Origin of the sequence: Serratia myotis (assembly GCF_027474885.1) — a bacterium.
In the GTDB taxonomy this organism is placed as follows: domain Bacteria; phylum Pseudomonadota; class Gammaproteobacteria; order Enterobacterales; family Enterobacteriaceae; genus Serratia; species Serratia proteamaculans.
The window spans coordinates 3671313-3686939 of the sequence record NZ_CP099707.1 but is presented as its reverse complement, the minus strand read 5'-3'; the positions used below and the strand labels follow the sequence as shown (position 1 = coordinate 3686939).

The 15627-nt window shown below is 54.9% G+C and carries 12 protein-coding genes and 1 tRNA gene; 4 read left to right on the top strand and 9 right to left on the bottom strand.

Annotated features, from left to right (window positions below; genetic code table 11):
- The first annotated feature begins 62 nt into the window (after nucleotides 1-62).
- On the top strand, nucleotides 63-884 hold the full coding sequence (locus NHG65_RS17525; protein WP_499182490.1) for an alpha/beta fold hydrolase: 822 nt from the start codon (nucleotides 63-65) through the stop codon (nucleotides 882-884).
- A 117-nt stretch (nucleotides 885-1001) separates the two neighbouring features.
- Nucleotides 1002-2627 (top strand): MFS transporter, encoded by a 1626-nt coding sequence (locus tag NHG65_RS17520; RefSeq protein WP_413479312.1) that lies wholly within the window; start codon nucleotides 1002-1004, stop codon nucleotides 2625-2627.
- Nucleotides 2628-2682: 55 nt separating this feature from the next.
- Here NHG65_RS17520 and katG read toward each other — a convergent pair whose 3' ends face one another.
- Together katG and NHG65_RS17510 are read right to left on the bottom strand one after the other, a co-directional pair.
- Nucleotides 2683-4881, bottom strand: coding sequence for a catalase/peroxidase HPI (katG, locus tag NHG65_RS17515; protein WP_499182489.1), 2199 nt, complete (start codon nucleotides 4879-4881; stop codon nucleotides 2683-2685).
- Between the two features lie 328 nt (nucleotides 4882-5209).
- Entirely contained in the window at nucleotides 5210-6133 is a 924-nt protein-coding gene (locus tag NHG65_RS17510; protein WP_099063769.1) for a LysR family transcriptional regulator, read from the bottom strand.
- Nucleotides 6134-6234: 101 nt separating this feature from the next.
- Between NHG65_RS17510 and NHG65_RS17505 the strand changes: the two genes are divergently transcribed.
- Entirely contained in the window at nucleotides 6235-6846 is a 612-nt protein-coding gene (locus NHG65_RS17505) for an NAD(P)H oxidoreductase (protein WP_099063770.1), read from the top strand.
- A gap of 68 nt (nucleotides 6847-6914) precedes the next feature.
- On the opposite strand, the gene NHG65_RS17500 is transcribed toward NHG65_RS17505, so the two are convergent.
- The 4 genes from NHG65_RS17500 to NHG65_RS17485 all read right to left on the bottom strand — a co-directional run bounded on the left by NHG65_RS17500 (nucleotide 6915) and on the right by NHG65_RS17485 (nucleotide 10273).
- Nucleotides 6915-7946 (bottom strand): methionine synthase, encoded by a 1032-nt coding sequence (locus tag NHG65_RS17500; RefSeq protein WP_099063771.1) that lies wholly within the window; start codon nucleotides 7944-7946, stop codon nucleotides 6915-6917.
- 27 nt (nucleotides 7947-7973) lie between these two features.
- Nucleotides 7974-8951: a DUF1852 domain-containing protein gene (locus NHG65_RS17495; protein WP_085117571.1), complete on the bottom strand. Its 978-nt coding sequence runs from the start codon at nucleotides 8949-8951 to the stop codon at nucleotides 7974-7976.
- 285 nt (nucleotides 8952-9236) lie between these two features.
- Nucleotides 9237-10127, bottom strand: a complete 891-nt coding sequence (locus NHG65_RS17490; protein ID WP_099063772.1) for an oxidoreductase — start codon at nucleotides 10125-10127, stop codon at nucleotides 9237-9239.
- A 20-nt stretch (nucleotides 10128-10147) separates the two neighbouring features.
- Entirely contained in the window at nucleotides 10148-10273 is a 126-nt protein-coding gene (locus NHG65_RS17485; protein WP_255409001.1) for a hypothetical protein, read from the bottom strand.
- 618 nt (nucleotides 10274-10891) lie between these two features.
- Between NHG65_RS17485 and NHG65_RS17480 the strand changes: the two genes are divergently transcribed.
- A complete protein-coding gene (locus NHG65_RS17480; RefSeq protein ID WP_099063773.1) occupies nucleotides 10892-11281 on the top strand; it encodes a hypothetical protein in 390 nt (129 codons plus the stop codon).
- Between the two features lie 149 nt (nucleotides 11282-11430).
- Here NHG65_RS17480 and NHG65_RS17475 read toward each other — a convergent pair.
- The 3 genes from NHG65_RS17475 to dpiA all read right to left on the bottom strand — a co-directional run bounded on the left by NHG65_RS17475 (nucleotide 11431) and on the right by dpiA (nucleotide 15509).
- Nucleotides 11431-11506: transfer RNA gene (locus NHG65_RS17475), tRNA-Asn, on the bottom strand.
- A gap of 113 nt (nucleotides 11507-11619) precedes the next feature.
- Nucleotides 11620-14709 carry a beta-galactosidase gene (locus NHG65_RS17470; RefSeq protein WP_499182488.1) on the bottom strand — a complete coding sequence of 1030 codons (3090 nt, stop codon included), beginning with the start codon at nucleotides 14707-14709 and terminating at the stop codon, nucleotides 11620-11622.
- A gap of 113 nt (nucleotides 14710-14822) precedes the next feature.
- On the bottom strand, nucleotides 14823-15509 hold the full coding sequence (gene dpiA, locus NHG65_RS17465) for a two-component response regulator DpiA (protein ID WP_099064588.1): 687 nt from the start codon (nucleotides 15507-15509) through the stop codon (nucleotides 14823-14825).
- Nucleotides 15510-15627 lie beyond the last annotated feature (118 nt).

Here is a 15627-nt window from a genome sequence, read left to right as displayed (position 1 = left end):
TTCCCCTCCTGCCTTACTGTTAACCCGGAAGACCTACCTCTACCACCACCGGGAGTTAACCTATGAGCACTCTGACCACCCAAGATGGCACCCGTATTTTCTATAAAGACTGGGGCCGCGGGCAGCCGATTCTGTTTTCTCACGGTTGGCCGCTATCCGCGGATGCCTGGGATAATCAAATGCTGTTCTTCGGCCAAAGCGGTTACCGCGTTATCGCGCACGATCGCCGCAGTCATGGCCGCTCCGACCAAACCTGGGACGGCAATACCATGGACCGCTATGCGGACGATTTGGCGGAGTTGATTGAAGCGCTGGATCTGCGGGATCTGATCCTGGTGGGGCACTCCACCGGGGGCGGCGAAGTGGCGCACTATATTGGCCGTCACGGCAGCGCACGGGTGGCGAAGGTGGTGCTGGTGGGCGCGGTGCCGCCGTTGATGCTGCAAAGCCCGGCTAATCCTGAAGGGTTGCCGATGTCGGCATTCGACGGTATCCGCAGCGGAACGGCAGAAAATCGTTCCCAATTCTTCAAGGATCTGGCGGTGCCTTTCTACGGCTATAACCGCCACGGCGTGAAGGCCAATACCGGGCTGACGGACAGTTTCTGGCTGATGGGCATGCAGGGTGGAGTGAAGGGGTTGTATGACTGCGTGCGTGAGTTTTCCGAGGTCGATTACACCGCGGATCTGCTGGCCATCGACAAGCCGACGCTGATTGTGCACGGCGACGACGACCAGATTGTGCCGATCGCCGCATCCGCGTTGAAAGCCGCTAAGCTTATTCGGCAGGTTGAATTGAAAGTCTATCCGGGCGCTTCGCACGGGCTGGCGCAAACAGACCCTGAACAGTTTAATGCCGATCTGCTGGCGTTTATCCAGTCTTGACCCCTGTCCCCCGGACGGGGGGCTTTGTCTGTGAACCGGAGTCGACCATGAGCACTGCCGCTTTTATCTGCTCGCTGGCTGTTGCTGGTGGCGTTGTACGATCTAAAGGAGCAAAAGATGGCCGAACCGGCTGAGAATAAGGCAGCACCCGGCGGTTTCGCGCCGCTGAAAATCCCGGTATTCGCGGTGTTGTGGGGGGCCACGGTGCTGGGCAACGTCGGCAGCTTTATGCGTGATGTCGCCAGTTCCTGGCTGGTGACGGATTTGTCCTCTAACCCGTCGGCGGTGGCACTGATGCAGACCGCCGCCACGCTGCCGGTGTTCCTGTTGGCGATCCCCGCAGGGGTGTTGTCAGACATTCTCGATCGTCGCCGCTTTCTTATTTTTGTCCAGATCCTGCTGGCCAGCGTCAGCGGCACTTTATTACTGCTGTCGCAAAGCGGTGCGCTGACCGTTGAGTATTTGCTGGCGCTGACCTTTATCGGCGGCATCGGCGGGGCGCTGATGGGGCCGACCTGGCAATCCATTGTGCCGGAGCTGGTACCGCGCGCCGATCTCAGAAATGCGGTGGCGCTGAACTCGTTGGGGATCAATATCGCCCGAGCCATCGGCCCGGCGGCCGGGGGGTTGCTGCTGGCGAGCTTTGGTGCCGGTGCGGCCTACGGTGCCGACGTACTGAGTTATGTGTTCGTGGTTGCCGCCTTGCTGTGGTGGCGCAGGCCGAAGGTGGAGGACAACGGGCTTTCCGAACATTTCTTTGGCGCTTTCCGTGCCGGTATTCGCTATGCCCGTGCCAGCCGTGAGCTGCACGTGGTGCTATTGCGGGCGGCGGTGTTCTTTGTGTTCTCCAGTTCGGTCTGGGCGCTGTTGCCCCTCGTTGCGCGGCAGATGCTGGGTGGCACCGCCGGTTTCTACGGCATCCTGCTGGGTGCGGTGGGGGCCGGTGCAATAATCGGCGCGGTGTTATTACCCCGGCTGCGTCAGCGGTTGAACGCCGATGGCCTGGTGCTGGTGGCTGCGGTGATCACCGCCGTGGTGATGGCGTTGCTGTCGTTGGCGCCGCCGCAGTGGCTGGCAGTCTTGCTGCTGTTGGCTCTGGGTGGCGGTTGGATTATCGCACTGACCTCCCTGAACGGCGCAGCGCAGGGCGTGTTGCCAAACTGGGTGCGCGGACGCGGGCTGGCGATTTATCTGATGGTGTTTAATGGCGCGATGGCTGCCGGGAGCCTGCTGTGGGGGTTGATTGCCCAGGAGATTGGTGTGGCCGCCACGCTATTGGCGGGCGGTGTGGGTCTATTGGTGATTTCGCTGGTGTTCCACCGTATTCGCCTGCCTGAGGGCGAGGCCGATCTGCAGCCGTCCAACCATTGGCCGGAGCCCTTGCTCAATACCCCGGTTGAAAACGATCGCGGGCCGGTGATGATCCAGGTGGAGTACCGGGTGCGACCGGAAGATCGTCCGCAGTTTCTGCGCACGCTGCAACGGCTCTCGCGGGTACGCCGCCGTGATGGTGCCTATGCCTGGGGGCTGACCGAACATACCGCCGATCCGCAGTGCGTGATGGAGTGGTTTATGGTGGAGTCCTGGGCCGAACACCTGCGCCAGCACCAGCGGGTCTCGCATGCCGATGCCGACCTGCAGCAGGAGGCGCTGCAGTTCCATATCGGCCCGGAGAAACCGGTGGTACACCACTTCCTGTCGCTTGACCTGCGGCACCTGGAGCGGCAAGTGACCGGAGAGTAAAAATAAAAAGCCCGCCTAAGTTGTCTTAAGCGGGCTGCGTTACTGCTGTTCTGACTTAGGCCAGGTCGAAACGATCGAGGTTCATCACCTTATTCCAGGCGGCGACAAAGTCGTGGACAAAACTCGCCTGGGCGTCTGAGCTGCCATAGACTTCCGCCAGCGCACGCAGTTGGGAATGTGAGCCGAAGATCAGATCGGCGCGGGTCGCCGTCCACTTGAGCGCGCCGGTTTGGCTGTCGCGGCCTTCGAACACACCGTCCTCGTCTGCCGCTTTCCAGGTCGTGGCCCCATCAAGCAGATTGACGAAGAAGTCATTGCTCAGTGCCTGCGGCCGTTGGGTCAGCACGCCATGCTGGCTCTGACCGACGTTGGCGTTTAACACCCGCAACCCGCCTACCAGCACCGTCATTTCCGGCGCCGTCAGCGTCAGCAGCTGCGCTTTGTCGACCAGCAAGGCTTCGGCCGGAATGCTGAACTGGCGCTTCAGGTAGTTACGGAAACCATCGGCAACCGGCTCCATCGCTTCGAAGGAGTCGATGTCGGTTTGTTCCTGCGTAGCATCCATGCGGCCCGGCGCGAAGGGCACGCTCACCGGATGCCCGGCGTTGATTGCTGCCTGTTCGACGGCTGCGGCACCGGCCAGCACGATCACATCCGCCAGCGAGACGCGTTTGTTGCCCGACTGCGCACTGTTGAACGCCTGCTGGATCCCTTCCAGCTTGGCCAGCGTTTGCGCCAGTTGAGCCGGTTGGTTGATTGCCCAGTCTTTCTGTGGTGCCAGACGAATGCGCGCACCGTTGGCACCGCCGCGTTTGTCGGAGCCGCGGAAGGTGGAGGCTGAAGCCCAGGCGGTGGACACCAGCACCGAGAGCGGCAGGCCGGAGGCCAGGATACGGGTTTTGAGATCGGCGATATCCTGATCGTTAATCAACTGATGATCGATGGCCGGGATCGGATCCTGCCAAATCAGCTCTTCGGCCGGCACTTCCGGGCCGAGATAGCGGGCGCGTGGCCCCATATCGCGGTGGGTCAGCTTGTACCAGGCGCGGGCGAAAGCGTCGGCGAGCTGGTCAGGATGTTCATAGAAGCGACGAGAGATCTGCTCGTATGCCGGGTCAAAGCGCAGCGACAGATCGGTGGTTAACATGGTTGGGCGCTGTTTTTTCGCCGGATCGAACGCATCGGGAATGGTCTCGCCCACGTCTTTGGCTACCCACTGGTGAGCGCCAGCCGGGCTCTGCGTCAGTTCCCACTCGTATTCGAACAGGTGCTTGAAGAAGTCGTGGTTCCACTGGGTCGGGGTGGTGGTCCAGGTTACTTCCAGGCCGCTGGTGATGGCGTCCTTACCTTTACCGGTGCCGAAGCTGCTCTGCCAACCGAGGCCCTGCAATTCGAGGCCAGCAGTTTCCGGATCGTCACCAACATGTGAGGCCGGGCCTGCGCCGTGGGTTTTGCCGAAGGTGTGGCCACCGGCGATCAGCGCTACGGTTTCTTCATCGTTCATCGCCATCCGCGCGAAGGTCTCACGGATGTCACGGGCTGCAGCGACCGGATCCGGGTTGCCGTCCGGGCCTTCCGGGTTAACGTAGATCAGGCCCATTTGAACCGCCGCCAGCGGATCTTCTAGGTCACGATCGCCCGAATAGCGACTGTTCTGACCGCCGCTCAGCTCCAGCCAGATTTTTTCCGATCCCCAATAGACGTCATCCGGCTCCCAGGTATCGGCACGGCCACCGGCATAGCCGAAGGTTTTAAAGCCCATGGATTCGAGCGCGACGTTACCGGTCAGGACAATCAGGTCAGCCCAGGAAATTTTGCGGCCGTATTTCTGTTTGATTGGCCACAGCAGACGACGGGCCTTATCGAGGCTGACGTTATCGGGCCAGCTGTTGAGCGGGGCAAAACGTTGCTGGCCTTCACCTGCGCCGCCACGGCCATCGCCGATGCGGTAGGTACCGGCGCTGTGCCAGGCCATACGGATAAACAGGCCGCCATAGTGGCCAAAGTCTGCCGGCCACCATTCCTGTGAGTCGGTCATCAGGGCGTGCAGATCCTGTTTAACGGCGGCCAGATCGAGGCTGTTAAAGGCTTTGGCATAATCGAAATCGGAGTCCATCGGGTCGGAAAGGGAGGAGTGCTGGTGCAGCGGTTTCAGGCTAAGTTGGTTGGGCCACCAGTCCTGATTCGAAGGGCCGCGGCGTGGAGTGTTCGGCTTGCCGCCGCCCGAAAATGGGCATTTGCTTTCAGTTGTCATGATGCGCTCTCTGCTTCTGTAGGTTCGCTCGCCAGGCCCTGTCTGCCTGTACCTGGGGAGCCGTTAACTTGACATCGCGGGCTAATGCTCGCGTCGGGTGTTGCGCTAATGGTTTATCTAATCAACTGATTTTCAATAATAAGATATGAGTTTTTCGCCAACCGCGGATGAGGCTCGCACTGACACTCATGACTAAGCTTAGTCAGTGGAAGCCGATAGATAAAATAGGAATGGTTGAATGTTGTAATAGTCTGTGGCTATTGAGTTAGGGTCGATTGATAGGAGGTTGCCGACTGGTTCGCCTTTGTCAGCAAACTCACTGCCGTGATCAGACTAAATACTCCTGATGACTCTTTTTTGCCGTTCTCTGCGTCTCTTTTATGTAGTCAATAAAAGCGCGTAATGGGCCAGACATATATTGGCGATTAGGGTAGTAGAGTTGCAGGCAGGGGCGTTCGGGGAGCCAGTCGTCCAGGACCTGGACCAGCCTGCCGCTTGTCAGATGTTCTTTCACCTGTTCGTAATACAGATAACCCAGCCCAGCTCCGCCCAGAACAGCCTCGAGCGCTGAATCCATATCGTCCAGCATGATATTGCCGATTGGTGCCACTTCAAGTTTTTCCGAAGCGTTTTCAAATTCCCAGAGATACGGGCGGCCACTCGGGAAACGAAAAACAACGCTTTGGTGATTAACCAGCTCGCACGGATGCGTCGGTGCGGGATGATGCCTGAGATAATCCGCTGTGGCGGCTACCACCAGTTTGATTTTCGGCCCAATGGGGACGGTAATCATGTCTTTTTCGACTTTGTTATTCAGGCGGATCCCGGCATCAAACTCCTGTTGGACAATATCCACCAGTTTGTCATCGGTGGTGATCTCAACTTTTATGTCCGGATATTTGCGGCTAAACCCTGTTATGGTCGGCAGCAGAAAGAGACGCGAGGCCAGGCGTGAAGTATTGATTTTCAGGGTGCCCATCGGGGCATCGCGAAAGCAGTTCATCTCGTCGAGTATGGTATTGAACTCATCAAAGACCGGGCGTAGTCGTGCAAAAAGGGTTAGCCCCGCCTCGGTGAGTGCCACGCTGCGAGTGGTGCGATTAAATAGTCGGACTTTTAATCTCTGCTCCAGCTGTTTGACGGAATGACTCATGGCGGAGGGGGATAGTCCCAATTCATCACCCGCCGCCCGAAAGCTTTTGTAGCGTGCGACGGCAATAAACGAAGCAAAGTCTGAAAAGTTCGGCTGCATTAGTGAATTTCCCTCAATAACCCATCTCAAATACTACGTTTTACAGAACTATCGTGCAGCCGTAAAGTAATGATTCCTCCACGGAATGTTAAGGTAATTTCATGAAATTAAATAATATTTACTTTATCTGGGCTCACCCTCGGTCCAATTCTTTAACCGCGCAGGTGGTGAAAGAGATGCAGAGCGAGGCGGTGCGTCATGGCTACAACGTTTCCAGCCTTGATCTCTATCGCAGCGATTTTGACCCGATACTCAGGGTGGAGGATGAGCCGGACTGGGATAATCCGCAAAAAATCTATTCGGAGGAAGTACATCGACTTTTCGATGAGCTGGGGGACAAGGACACATTGGTTCTGGTGTTCCCGGTTTGGTGGTACTCCTTCCCGGCAATACTCAAGGGTTACCTGGAACGCGTCTGGAACTATGGTCTGGCCTACGGCGACGAAAATAGACTGAAGGATAAAAAAATTCGCTGGCTGGCTTTGGTGGGTGGTTCTCAGTCAGGATTCATTAAGTACGGTTGGGAAAAGAACATGACCGATTACATTAATGGCGGCATGGCATATCTGGGCGTGGAGGATGCAAGGATCGATTTTCTCTATAACACCATCGGAGTAGAGGAGGGGATTACCGACGGCGAGGCCCATTACCATAAACTGTTCGCCGAGGCGCGTGAGGTTATAAGTTCTCTGAGAGAAACCAGTGAAGCATAAGCAGTAACGCCTGGCTAAAATACAAAAAGCAGACTTCCGGGGAAGTCTGCTTTTCTAATTTGGCGAGCTTATTTAGCTGCGAGTTCTCTACGGATGATTTCCGCGCCTGCGCTTAAAGCATTGAGCTTACCGGTGGCTACCTGACGAGCCAAGGGGGCCATGCCACAGTTGGTCGAAGGATAGAGCTTGTCGGCATCAACAAACTGCAGCGCCTTGCGTAACGTATTGGCGACTTCCTCTGGAGTCTCTATGGTGTTGGTTGCCACGTCAATGGCGCCTACCATCACTTTTTTACCGCGGATCAGTTCAAGCAAGTCCATTGGAACATGCGAGTTATGGCATTCCAGTGAGATGATATCGATATTAGAGGTCTGCAGTTTGGGAAAAGCTTCTTCATATTGACGCCATTCTGACCCCAGAGTCTTTTTCCAATCGGTATTGGCTTTGATGCCATACCCGTAGCAGATATGCACCGCCGTTTCACATTTAAGCCCTTCAATGGCTCGTTCTAAAGCGGCGATGCCCCAATCATTCACTTCATCAAAAAAGACATTAAATGCGGGTTCATCAAACTGGATAATATCGACGCCGGCCGCCTCTAACTCTCGGGCTTCCTGGTTGAGAATTTTAGCGAATTCCCAGGCCAGTTTTTCGCGGCTTTTATAGTGGCTATCGTAAAGCGTATCTATCATGGTCATCGGGCCTGGCAGGGCCCATTTAATCGGCTGCTTGGTGAGCTGACGTAAAAATCGGGCGTCTTCAACAAACACCGGTTTTTGACGAGTCACTGCACCGACGACCGTTGGTACACTGGCATCATAGCGATTACGAATTCTAACCGTCTGCCGTTTTTCAAAATCAACGCCGCTCAGGTGCTCAATAAAGGTAGTGACAAAGTGTTGGCGCGTTTGTTCGCCATCACTGACAATATCAATGCCTGCTCGGAGTTGATCTTCCAGGGACAAGCGCAAGGCATCCTGTTTACCCTCAATCAGTTCCTCATCCTGCAATTTCCAGGGGGACCAAAGTGTCTCAGGTTGTGCCAGCCAGGAAGGCTTGGGTAAGCTGCCGGCAGTCGAAGTTGGTAATAATATTTTCATAATGGATGACCTTTTATTTTTGGTTAATCAAAGCGCGCAGTGAGCAGACCATTGCTCAAAAATAGTCTTATAGGGTTTGATAAAGTGTTCTTCAGTAAATTTCCCCTGCTCAATAGCCAACTGGCTACGCTCTTCACGGTCATAAACAATTTTTGTTAATGAATGATCCTGGTGATTCAGGGCCGGCTGATAGTATTGTCCGGCTGCAGAGTTTGCATTGTAAATCTCAGGGCGATAAATCTTTTGGAAAGTCTCCATCGTGCTGATGGTGCTGATAAGTTCAAGATCGGTGTAATCACTGAGTAAATCACCAGAAAAATAAAAGGCCAAAGGCGCAACACTATTTTTCGGCATAAAATAGCGAACCTGCAAGCCCATTTTGCTGAAGTATTGTTCAGTCAAAGAGGAATCGTTTTGCTGGTATTCAATGCCCAATACAGGATGCTCATTTCCAGTCCGATAATAGGTGTCTTTACTGGATACGCTTAAACATATAACCGGTAATTTGTTAAAGTTATCTTTGTACTCATTTGAGTTGACGAAATATTTAAATATATTCCCGTGCAAGTTACCAAAGTCATCTGGAATGCTAAATTCGGGTTGGTTATTATTGTGTTCTGACAGCAACACACTAAAGTCATAATCCCGCACGTAAGAAGAGAAGTTATTTCCTACAATGCCCTCAGTGCGCTTGTTGGTTTTCTTGTCAATAATGTTGGTTTTCAATATTTCAATCACTGGGAAGCTATTGCCCTTGTCTTTAATATTCATCTCAACAGAAATGATTTCAAGTTCGACAGCATAGCGATCGCCTTTGGGGTTATCCCAATGCGCCAGGGTATTGAAACGGTTGTCAATCATCACCAGAGTGTTGCGCAAGTTCTCCTGGCGGTTCTTCCCTCTGGCCAAATTGGCAAAGTTGGTGGTAATACGCGTATTTTCTGAAGGGTTATAGTTTTCATCGAAACTACTGCTCTTAACCGTAAATGTAAAATTTTTATTCATCGCGTTCTTGCCCCCTGAGTTCTGGTATGAAAACTGAATCTAACTTTTTTGATTCTCAAGAAACTACTGGGTTTCTCATTCGTCAGTCTTCATGTTGTCAATAAGTTAACATTGCATAATTTATGCCAGAGCCATTGGATGAGTGAAAGCGACTTAATTTCATTACCACATGAGCCATATTCATGATCTGGGGTGCGGAGGGGGGGAGGTGCCGATAGTGGGGGCAGTGACGGGTCAAAAAGCTTCGAGAAACGCCCCCTACAAACGCCTTTGATGTTTATCGCTTCAACCCGGCCCCTCGCTTCCTGCCGCCAGCAAAGGAACCAGGATGTCGCTAATAGGGGTAGGAATACCTTGTGAATGGCCATAACGCTGCACGACGCCGTTGCGTATTTCCCATTCCAGCGGGCGATTGGTCTGGCGATCGGCGAGAATGGAGGTACCCAAGTCCGCAGGCGCACGATGAAAACCGTCAACGATCTCCTGGGGAACGTTATCGCTAAGTACCGCACCTTCGGCACGTGCGACAGCCAGACATTCATGCAGATAAGCCAGTGCCAGTTTCGTGATATCCCCGCGTGAGAACATTCCCGCACGGCGGTTTGCAAGAACCATCAGGCCCGCGACCGCATTCTGCAATAGTTTGCGCCAGGCGATCGAGAGGAAATCGGATGACAGCTCAACGCTGCAGCGGGTACCGCTGAGCGCATCAACGATCCGTTTTACCTGTGGCACATCCGGGAGTGTCAAACGCGGTTTAGCCCGCAGGCGGACAGAGGAGTCTGGTTCGCGCTGTGCCGGGAACCATACGACTGAAGGCAGTACCGTTGCTCCATTAACATAGGGTTCCAACAGAGTTTTCTGTTCGACACCGTTTTGCAGCGCACACACGACAGTGTTTTCATCGCATAACGCGGCAAGCCAATTGGCGCTCTCAGCCACCTGGGTCGTTTTTACCGCCACAAAGACCAGATCGAAGGGGTGAGTATTGGTCGGTGGCTTGCTCAATACCGGACCAGGAACCACCACTTCCCCTTCATCGTGACGCAGAATTAATTGTGGGTGCGCGGTGCGTCCGCAAAGCAGTGGCGTGCGGCCAACTTCATGCAGTGCAGCAGCGATAGTGGTACCAATCGCACCGGGACCAATCAGAGCAATAGTAGGGGAGTCAGGCATTTCAAGTCCTCCAGTGATCGTCAATCCATCAACAGCGTGCCGGTAACACTCACCGTGCGCGCCAGTATTTTGCTCAACGTGTGTATTTCACCGAGAAACAGATAACCCAGGACTGCGGCAAACAGCAAGCTGATTTCGTGTCGCACCGATACGGCACTTGATCGCCTCTGGTAGCCCACAGGAGAGCCTCACAGAGTCGTTGCTTTGGGATGTGTTGAAAATAGAGGGAAAAAATTGCTTAAAGCCAGGATACGAGCATGTTTTTGCCTGGCATGCGCGATATCTGGAAAAGCAAAAAGCCCGCTCAGGTTTCCCTGAGCGGGCCTCTCTGATATGGCTCCCTGACTGGGATCGCCGTTGCCAGTATCTGGCTAATAAGTAAGCTAAAGCTGAGTTCCCTTTCTGTCAAGCCCTCCAGAATGACCACCAAAAGTTGCTTGTTACTTAAAGCGGGTTTAAACACTTCGCTTCATGTATTAATCGTTCTACGCTGTTCTCTGCAAAGGAAGGGGAGCCAGAACGAGCATCAAAAAGTCGGCTCAAAGCGAGATTGTATTCAAAGAGCTTTAACAATCTGCTCTGTGCCAGGAGCGGGGTGCAGGTCAGGAGCAAAGCTGACAGTCAGGCAGATTTTGAGATTACGCGAGGGACCAAGTTAATCAGTCCTGCCATCGCAACACTAAATTATAGTCAAGAAACGCTTTAGGTTGCCGAAATATACATTTAGAGTTATTCCTGAAAATAAACAAAATGGATTGATCCGTATGAAGAAACTCTTACTTCTTGTTCCGCTGGTGTTTACTGCGCCGGTACAGGCTTCTGAAGTCACGGTAGGTCAGGTTTGCAAGGCTGCTTCTGCTGCGATGTTTGGCCGTGACCATAAGATCATGCAGTTGGATAAAGTCGAATCAGGTATTGCCTACGTACATTATATCCGACAAAACGATGGCACCCGTTGGGCAATCAAGTGCAAACTTATAGGTGATCAAGTTATGTGGGCATCTGACAATCCTGACAGTACCGGTCGCTGGCGGGATGATCCTGCAGATAGTACGGTCAAATATGCTATTGATGGTAAAAAAATCATTATTACCGAGCTCTACAGCGACGGTTCCAGTACCACTAACTCTTATCCATTGAAGCAACTAAAGTGACTATGACCTGCTCTCCGTTGATTAAGACACCTCAATGTTAGTCATGTAGTTGTTGGCGTTGCGAACTTCCGCTCCTCGCTCGTAGCAGCCATACACCAAAACAAAAGCAAAAAGCCCGCTCAGGTTTCCCTGAGCGGGCTTCTCTAATATGGCTCCTCTGACTGGACTCGAACCAGTGACATACGGATTAACAGTCCGCCGTTCTACCGACTGAACTACAGAGGAATCGTTTGAACGGCCGGAATCATAACGGGGTGTTGGCAGCATGTCAAAGGTGGATTACGCATTCTGTGACTGTTTGCTTACAGAATGCGCAACCCGTTGAGCTTTTGGCAGATTTATCCTGGTTCCGTGCGTTTTAGACGCAGTTGATAGTGGTAATGGCTATGGCTGAGCAGGTAGTCCTGATTAACGCTCGGGCTCCAGGAGTCGTCGCCACCCACTCCCATATGGAAGCCGTCCAGGTTGAGCCAGGTACCGGCTTCCGGTTGCAGCAGGTGCTGGTGGCTGCAATCCATCAACTGGCGCAGGCCGTAGCGGCTGAGCGAGAAGTGGAACAGCCCGTCGATGTGCCAGTCACCGTACTGCAGGCTGCGGGTCTCACAGCGCAGACCATTCTCGCCGGGGAAGATGTACGGCGTGTGCAGCTCTTCCAGGGGGAGTTGCCAGCGTCCGAATTGCGCGGCAAGGCGACGGTCAGGGTAGTTCTCATGCGGGCCCAGGCCCAACCATTGTGCCTGTGGATGAATTTCTGCCAGTTGGCAGCTCAGACCGATACGTGCCGGTGGCGGCAGGCTGGCGGCGATGTCTACATCAACGCTGATACTGACCGCGCCCTGGTTGTCGAACAGCCACTGTTTACGGCTGCGTAGCAGCGTTTGCCCATCGGCCCCGAACAGGTGTTCACTTACCACACGCACGCCATCGCTTAGCAAGTCGGCCTGTAACTGCGTGCAGCGTGCTTCCAGCCGGTACATGCCCGCCAGCTTCCAGCGCTCGACCCAGGCGTTGGGATCGATGCGTTCGACTTCACTGATGCCGATGTCGTTATCCAGCGGTGCGCGGATAAAATTATCACGCAGTGGCGTCAGCATCTGAGGGTGTTCGTGGTGCCACCACTGGGCTAAACAGCCGTCGTCGCGCGTAAACTGCCAGCGTTGATTACCATGGATGATGTCGATCCTTTGGTCATCTTGGCTTAGCTGTGGGGGCGAGCCTGCCGTTGGTGGCGGCGCCAGATGCAGCGTGCGGGGCACCAGCCATTGATCCCAGGCGCAGCGATGGTTGGCCTCGGACCAGTCAGTGGCCTGCGGTTGAACCACTTCGACATTCAGCCACAGTTCGCCGGGTTGATGGAGCATCGGCAAGCGCTCGAGCAGTTGGACGCTGGCGCTACCCTGTGGTTTCAGGGTGAGATCGACGCTGCCGCTGGCGCGCTCAATACCATCCAGCTCCAGCCGCCAGTTCAGGCGTTCGTTGTCGGTAGCGCGGAACAGATACTCGCTGCTGACGGTCAGCGTCAGCGTGTCGGCATCGAAGGTAAACTGGAAAAACTGCTGTGCACGCTGCGCTTCAAACAGCGCGGGATGCGGAGTGCGATCGGGGAATACCAGCCCATTAAGGCAGAATTGCCGATCGTTCGGTGTGTCGCCAAAGTCGCCACCGTAAGCCCAGTGTTCGTCGCCGTTCTCATCACGGCGGGTCAGTGCCTGATCGACCCAGTCCCAGACGAAGCCACCCTGCAGGCGCGGATGCTGACGGAAGGCCTGCCAGTAGCGGTCAAAGCCACCGAAGCTGTTGCCCATCGCGTGGGCGTATTCACACAGGATCAGCGGGCGATGTTCATCCGGCAGGCCGATCCATTTTTTGACTGACCACTTGGGCACGGCAGGGAATGGCTGATCCTGATCCACTCGCGCATACATCGGGCAGATAATATCGGTAGCGGCGCTGTTGGCACCGCCGCCTTCGTATTGCACCGGGCGAGTGGGATCCTGACTTTTCACCCAGCGATACAGCGCGTCGTGGTTGCAGCCGTGACCAGACTCGTTACCCAGCGACCAGATAATAATGCAGGGATGGTTGCGATCGCGCTGCACCATGCGGGTTACGCGTTCGCTCATTGCCGGCAACCACAGCGGATCGTCAGACAACCGGTTCATCGGCTGCATGCCGTGGGTTTCAATATTGGCTTCATCCACCACATACAGCCCGTAGCGATCGCATAGCCGGTACCACAATGGATGGTTTGGGTAGTGCGAGCAGCGCACCGCGTTGAAGTTGTGCTGCTTCATCAGCAGGATGTCATGGCGCATTGTGGCTTCGTCCATCACCTGGCCGTGCTGCGGATGATGTTCGTGACGGTTAGTGCCGCGGATCAGCAGCGGCTGGCCGTTAAGCTTCAACAGCCCATGGCTGATTTCCACCTGACGGAAGCCAACGTCATAGGCTTCCACCTCAATAATTTCCCCTTCCGGCGACAGCAGGGCCAGCGTTGCGCGGTACAACGTGGGCGTTTCCGCGCTCCACAGTGCTGGTTGCTCCACCGGCAGGCGCAGGGTGGTGCGATCCTCATAGGCACCGCGTTCGTCGATAATCTCGCTGCCGAACGCCTGGTTTTTTTCCCCCACCAACTGCCCATCATGCCATAGCTGCAACTGTACCCGGTGCTGGGCGGCCCGGTTGATGTGTACTTCTGCCACCAGTTCGCCACGGCGGAAACTGTCATACAGCGGGGTGGTAATGCGGATATCGCTCAGGTGCGTGGTGGGTTTATGCAGCAGGCTGACGTCGCGGAAAATACCGCTCATGCGCCACATATCCTGATCTTCCAGATAGCTGCCATCGCACCAGCGCAGCACCATCACCGCCAACCGGTTTTCACCGGCCTGCAACCATGGGCTGAGATCAAACTCGGCAGGCAGGCGGCTGTCCTGTGAATAACCGACCCAGTGGCCGTTGCACCACAGATAAAACGCCGAGTTAACGCCGTCAAAGATAATGCGCGTCTGGCCTTCAGCCAGCCAGGCGGGATCGACAGTAAACTGTCGCGAATAGCAGCCGGTCGGGTTCTGTTCCGGCACCCGCGGCGGATCGACCGGGATCGGGTAGCGGACGTTGGTGTAGATTGGCGCGTCATAACCGGCAAGTTGCCAGTTAGACGGCACCGCCAGGGTATCGGCGTCGGCCAGGTCCTGCTGCAACCAACCGTCGGGGACCGCCTGCGGGCTGCCGAAATAGCTGAACTGCCAGTCGCCGTTCAGAAGTTGCCGACTACCGCTGCTCTCATCGTCACGCGCAGCATTCAGGCTGCGCCAGCTCGAGAAAGGCGGATGTGCAGCCAGCCGTTGATAATGGGTACAGGCCGGATTTTGCCAGTCCCGGCGGGCGAGAAGGTCTTTCAGGGAAGGAAGGGGCAGGCTACTCATCAGCGATCGTCCTGTCGGCGGATTATAGAGGCATCATGCCGAATAAGATGCTGAGGATAGTGATAAAAGTAAAGCGGTTACATTCAAGCTTGCAGGGGCGATCAAATAACCGCTTATTCTGGCAGGTTGGGGCGGTAAATCCGCTGCGGGCGGCCCACTTTGCCGTAAATGATTTCTGCACGCAGCTGCTGGGCGGCGGTGCAAAACTCCAGATAACGGCGTGCGGTGGTGCGGCTTAGCCCCATTTTTTGCGCAACGCTTTCAGCGGTGTGGCTGGCCGAAGGCAGTTCAAACAAGGCACGGATTTTCACCAGTGTCAGTTCATCGATGCCTGCCGGCAAGCTCGCCTGCTGTTCACCGCGTGCGTAGGTGTTGAACATCTGATCAATGCGGTGCTGACTAAGCCGCGCTTTGTCTTTCAACGCCTGCCGCCGCTGGCTAAAGCGCAGCAGCGTGTGGGACAGACGATCGTAGGCCAGCGGTTTGATCAGGTAATCGAAGACCCCATAACGCAGCGCTTCGGCCACGGTATCCATATCGCTGGCGGCGGTGATAAACACGATGCCACCGGCATAACCGCTCAGGGTCAGTTCACGCAGCAGCTCAATGCCCTGACCGTCGGGCAGGAAGTTGTCCAGCAGGATCAGATCCGGTTTGAAGCGCTCGCTCATCATGCGCGCCTGCGCCAGGTTGCCGGCCAACCAGATTTGCCGGCAACCGCCGTTCTGCCGGATAAATTCCGCATGCATCTCCGCCAGCGGTGTTTCATCTTCGACAATCAGTATGTTCAACCATTCCATAGGGCATTTTCCAGTTGCAATGAATATGCTACGTAAATGTAATTTAATTGCGCCATCAATTAAAGATTATCTCAATAATAAACACCATAAAAATAATTAAGTAAATAAAGAACATTAA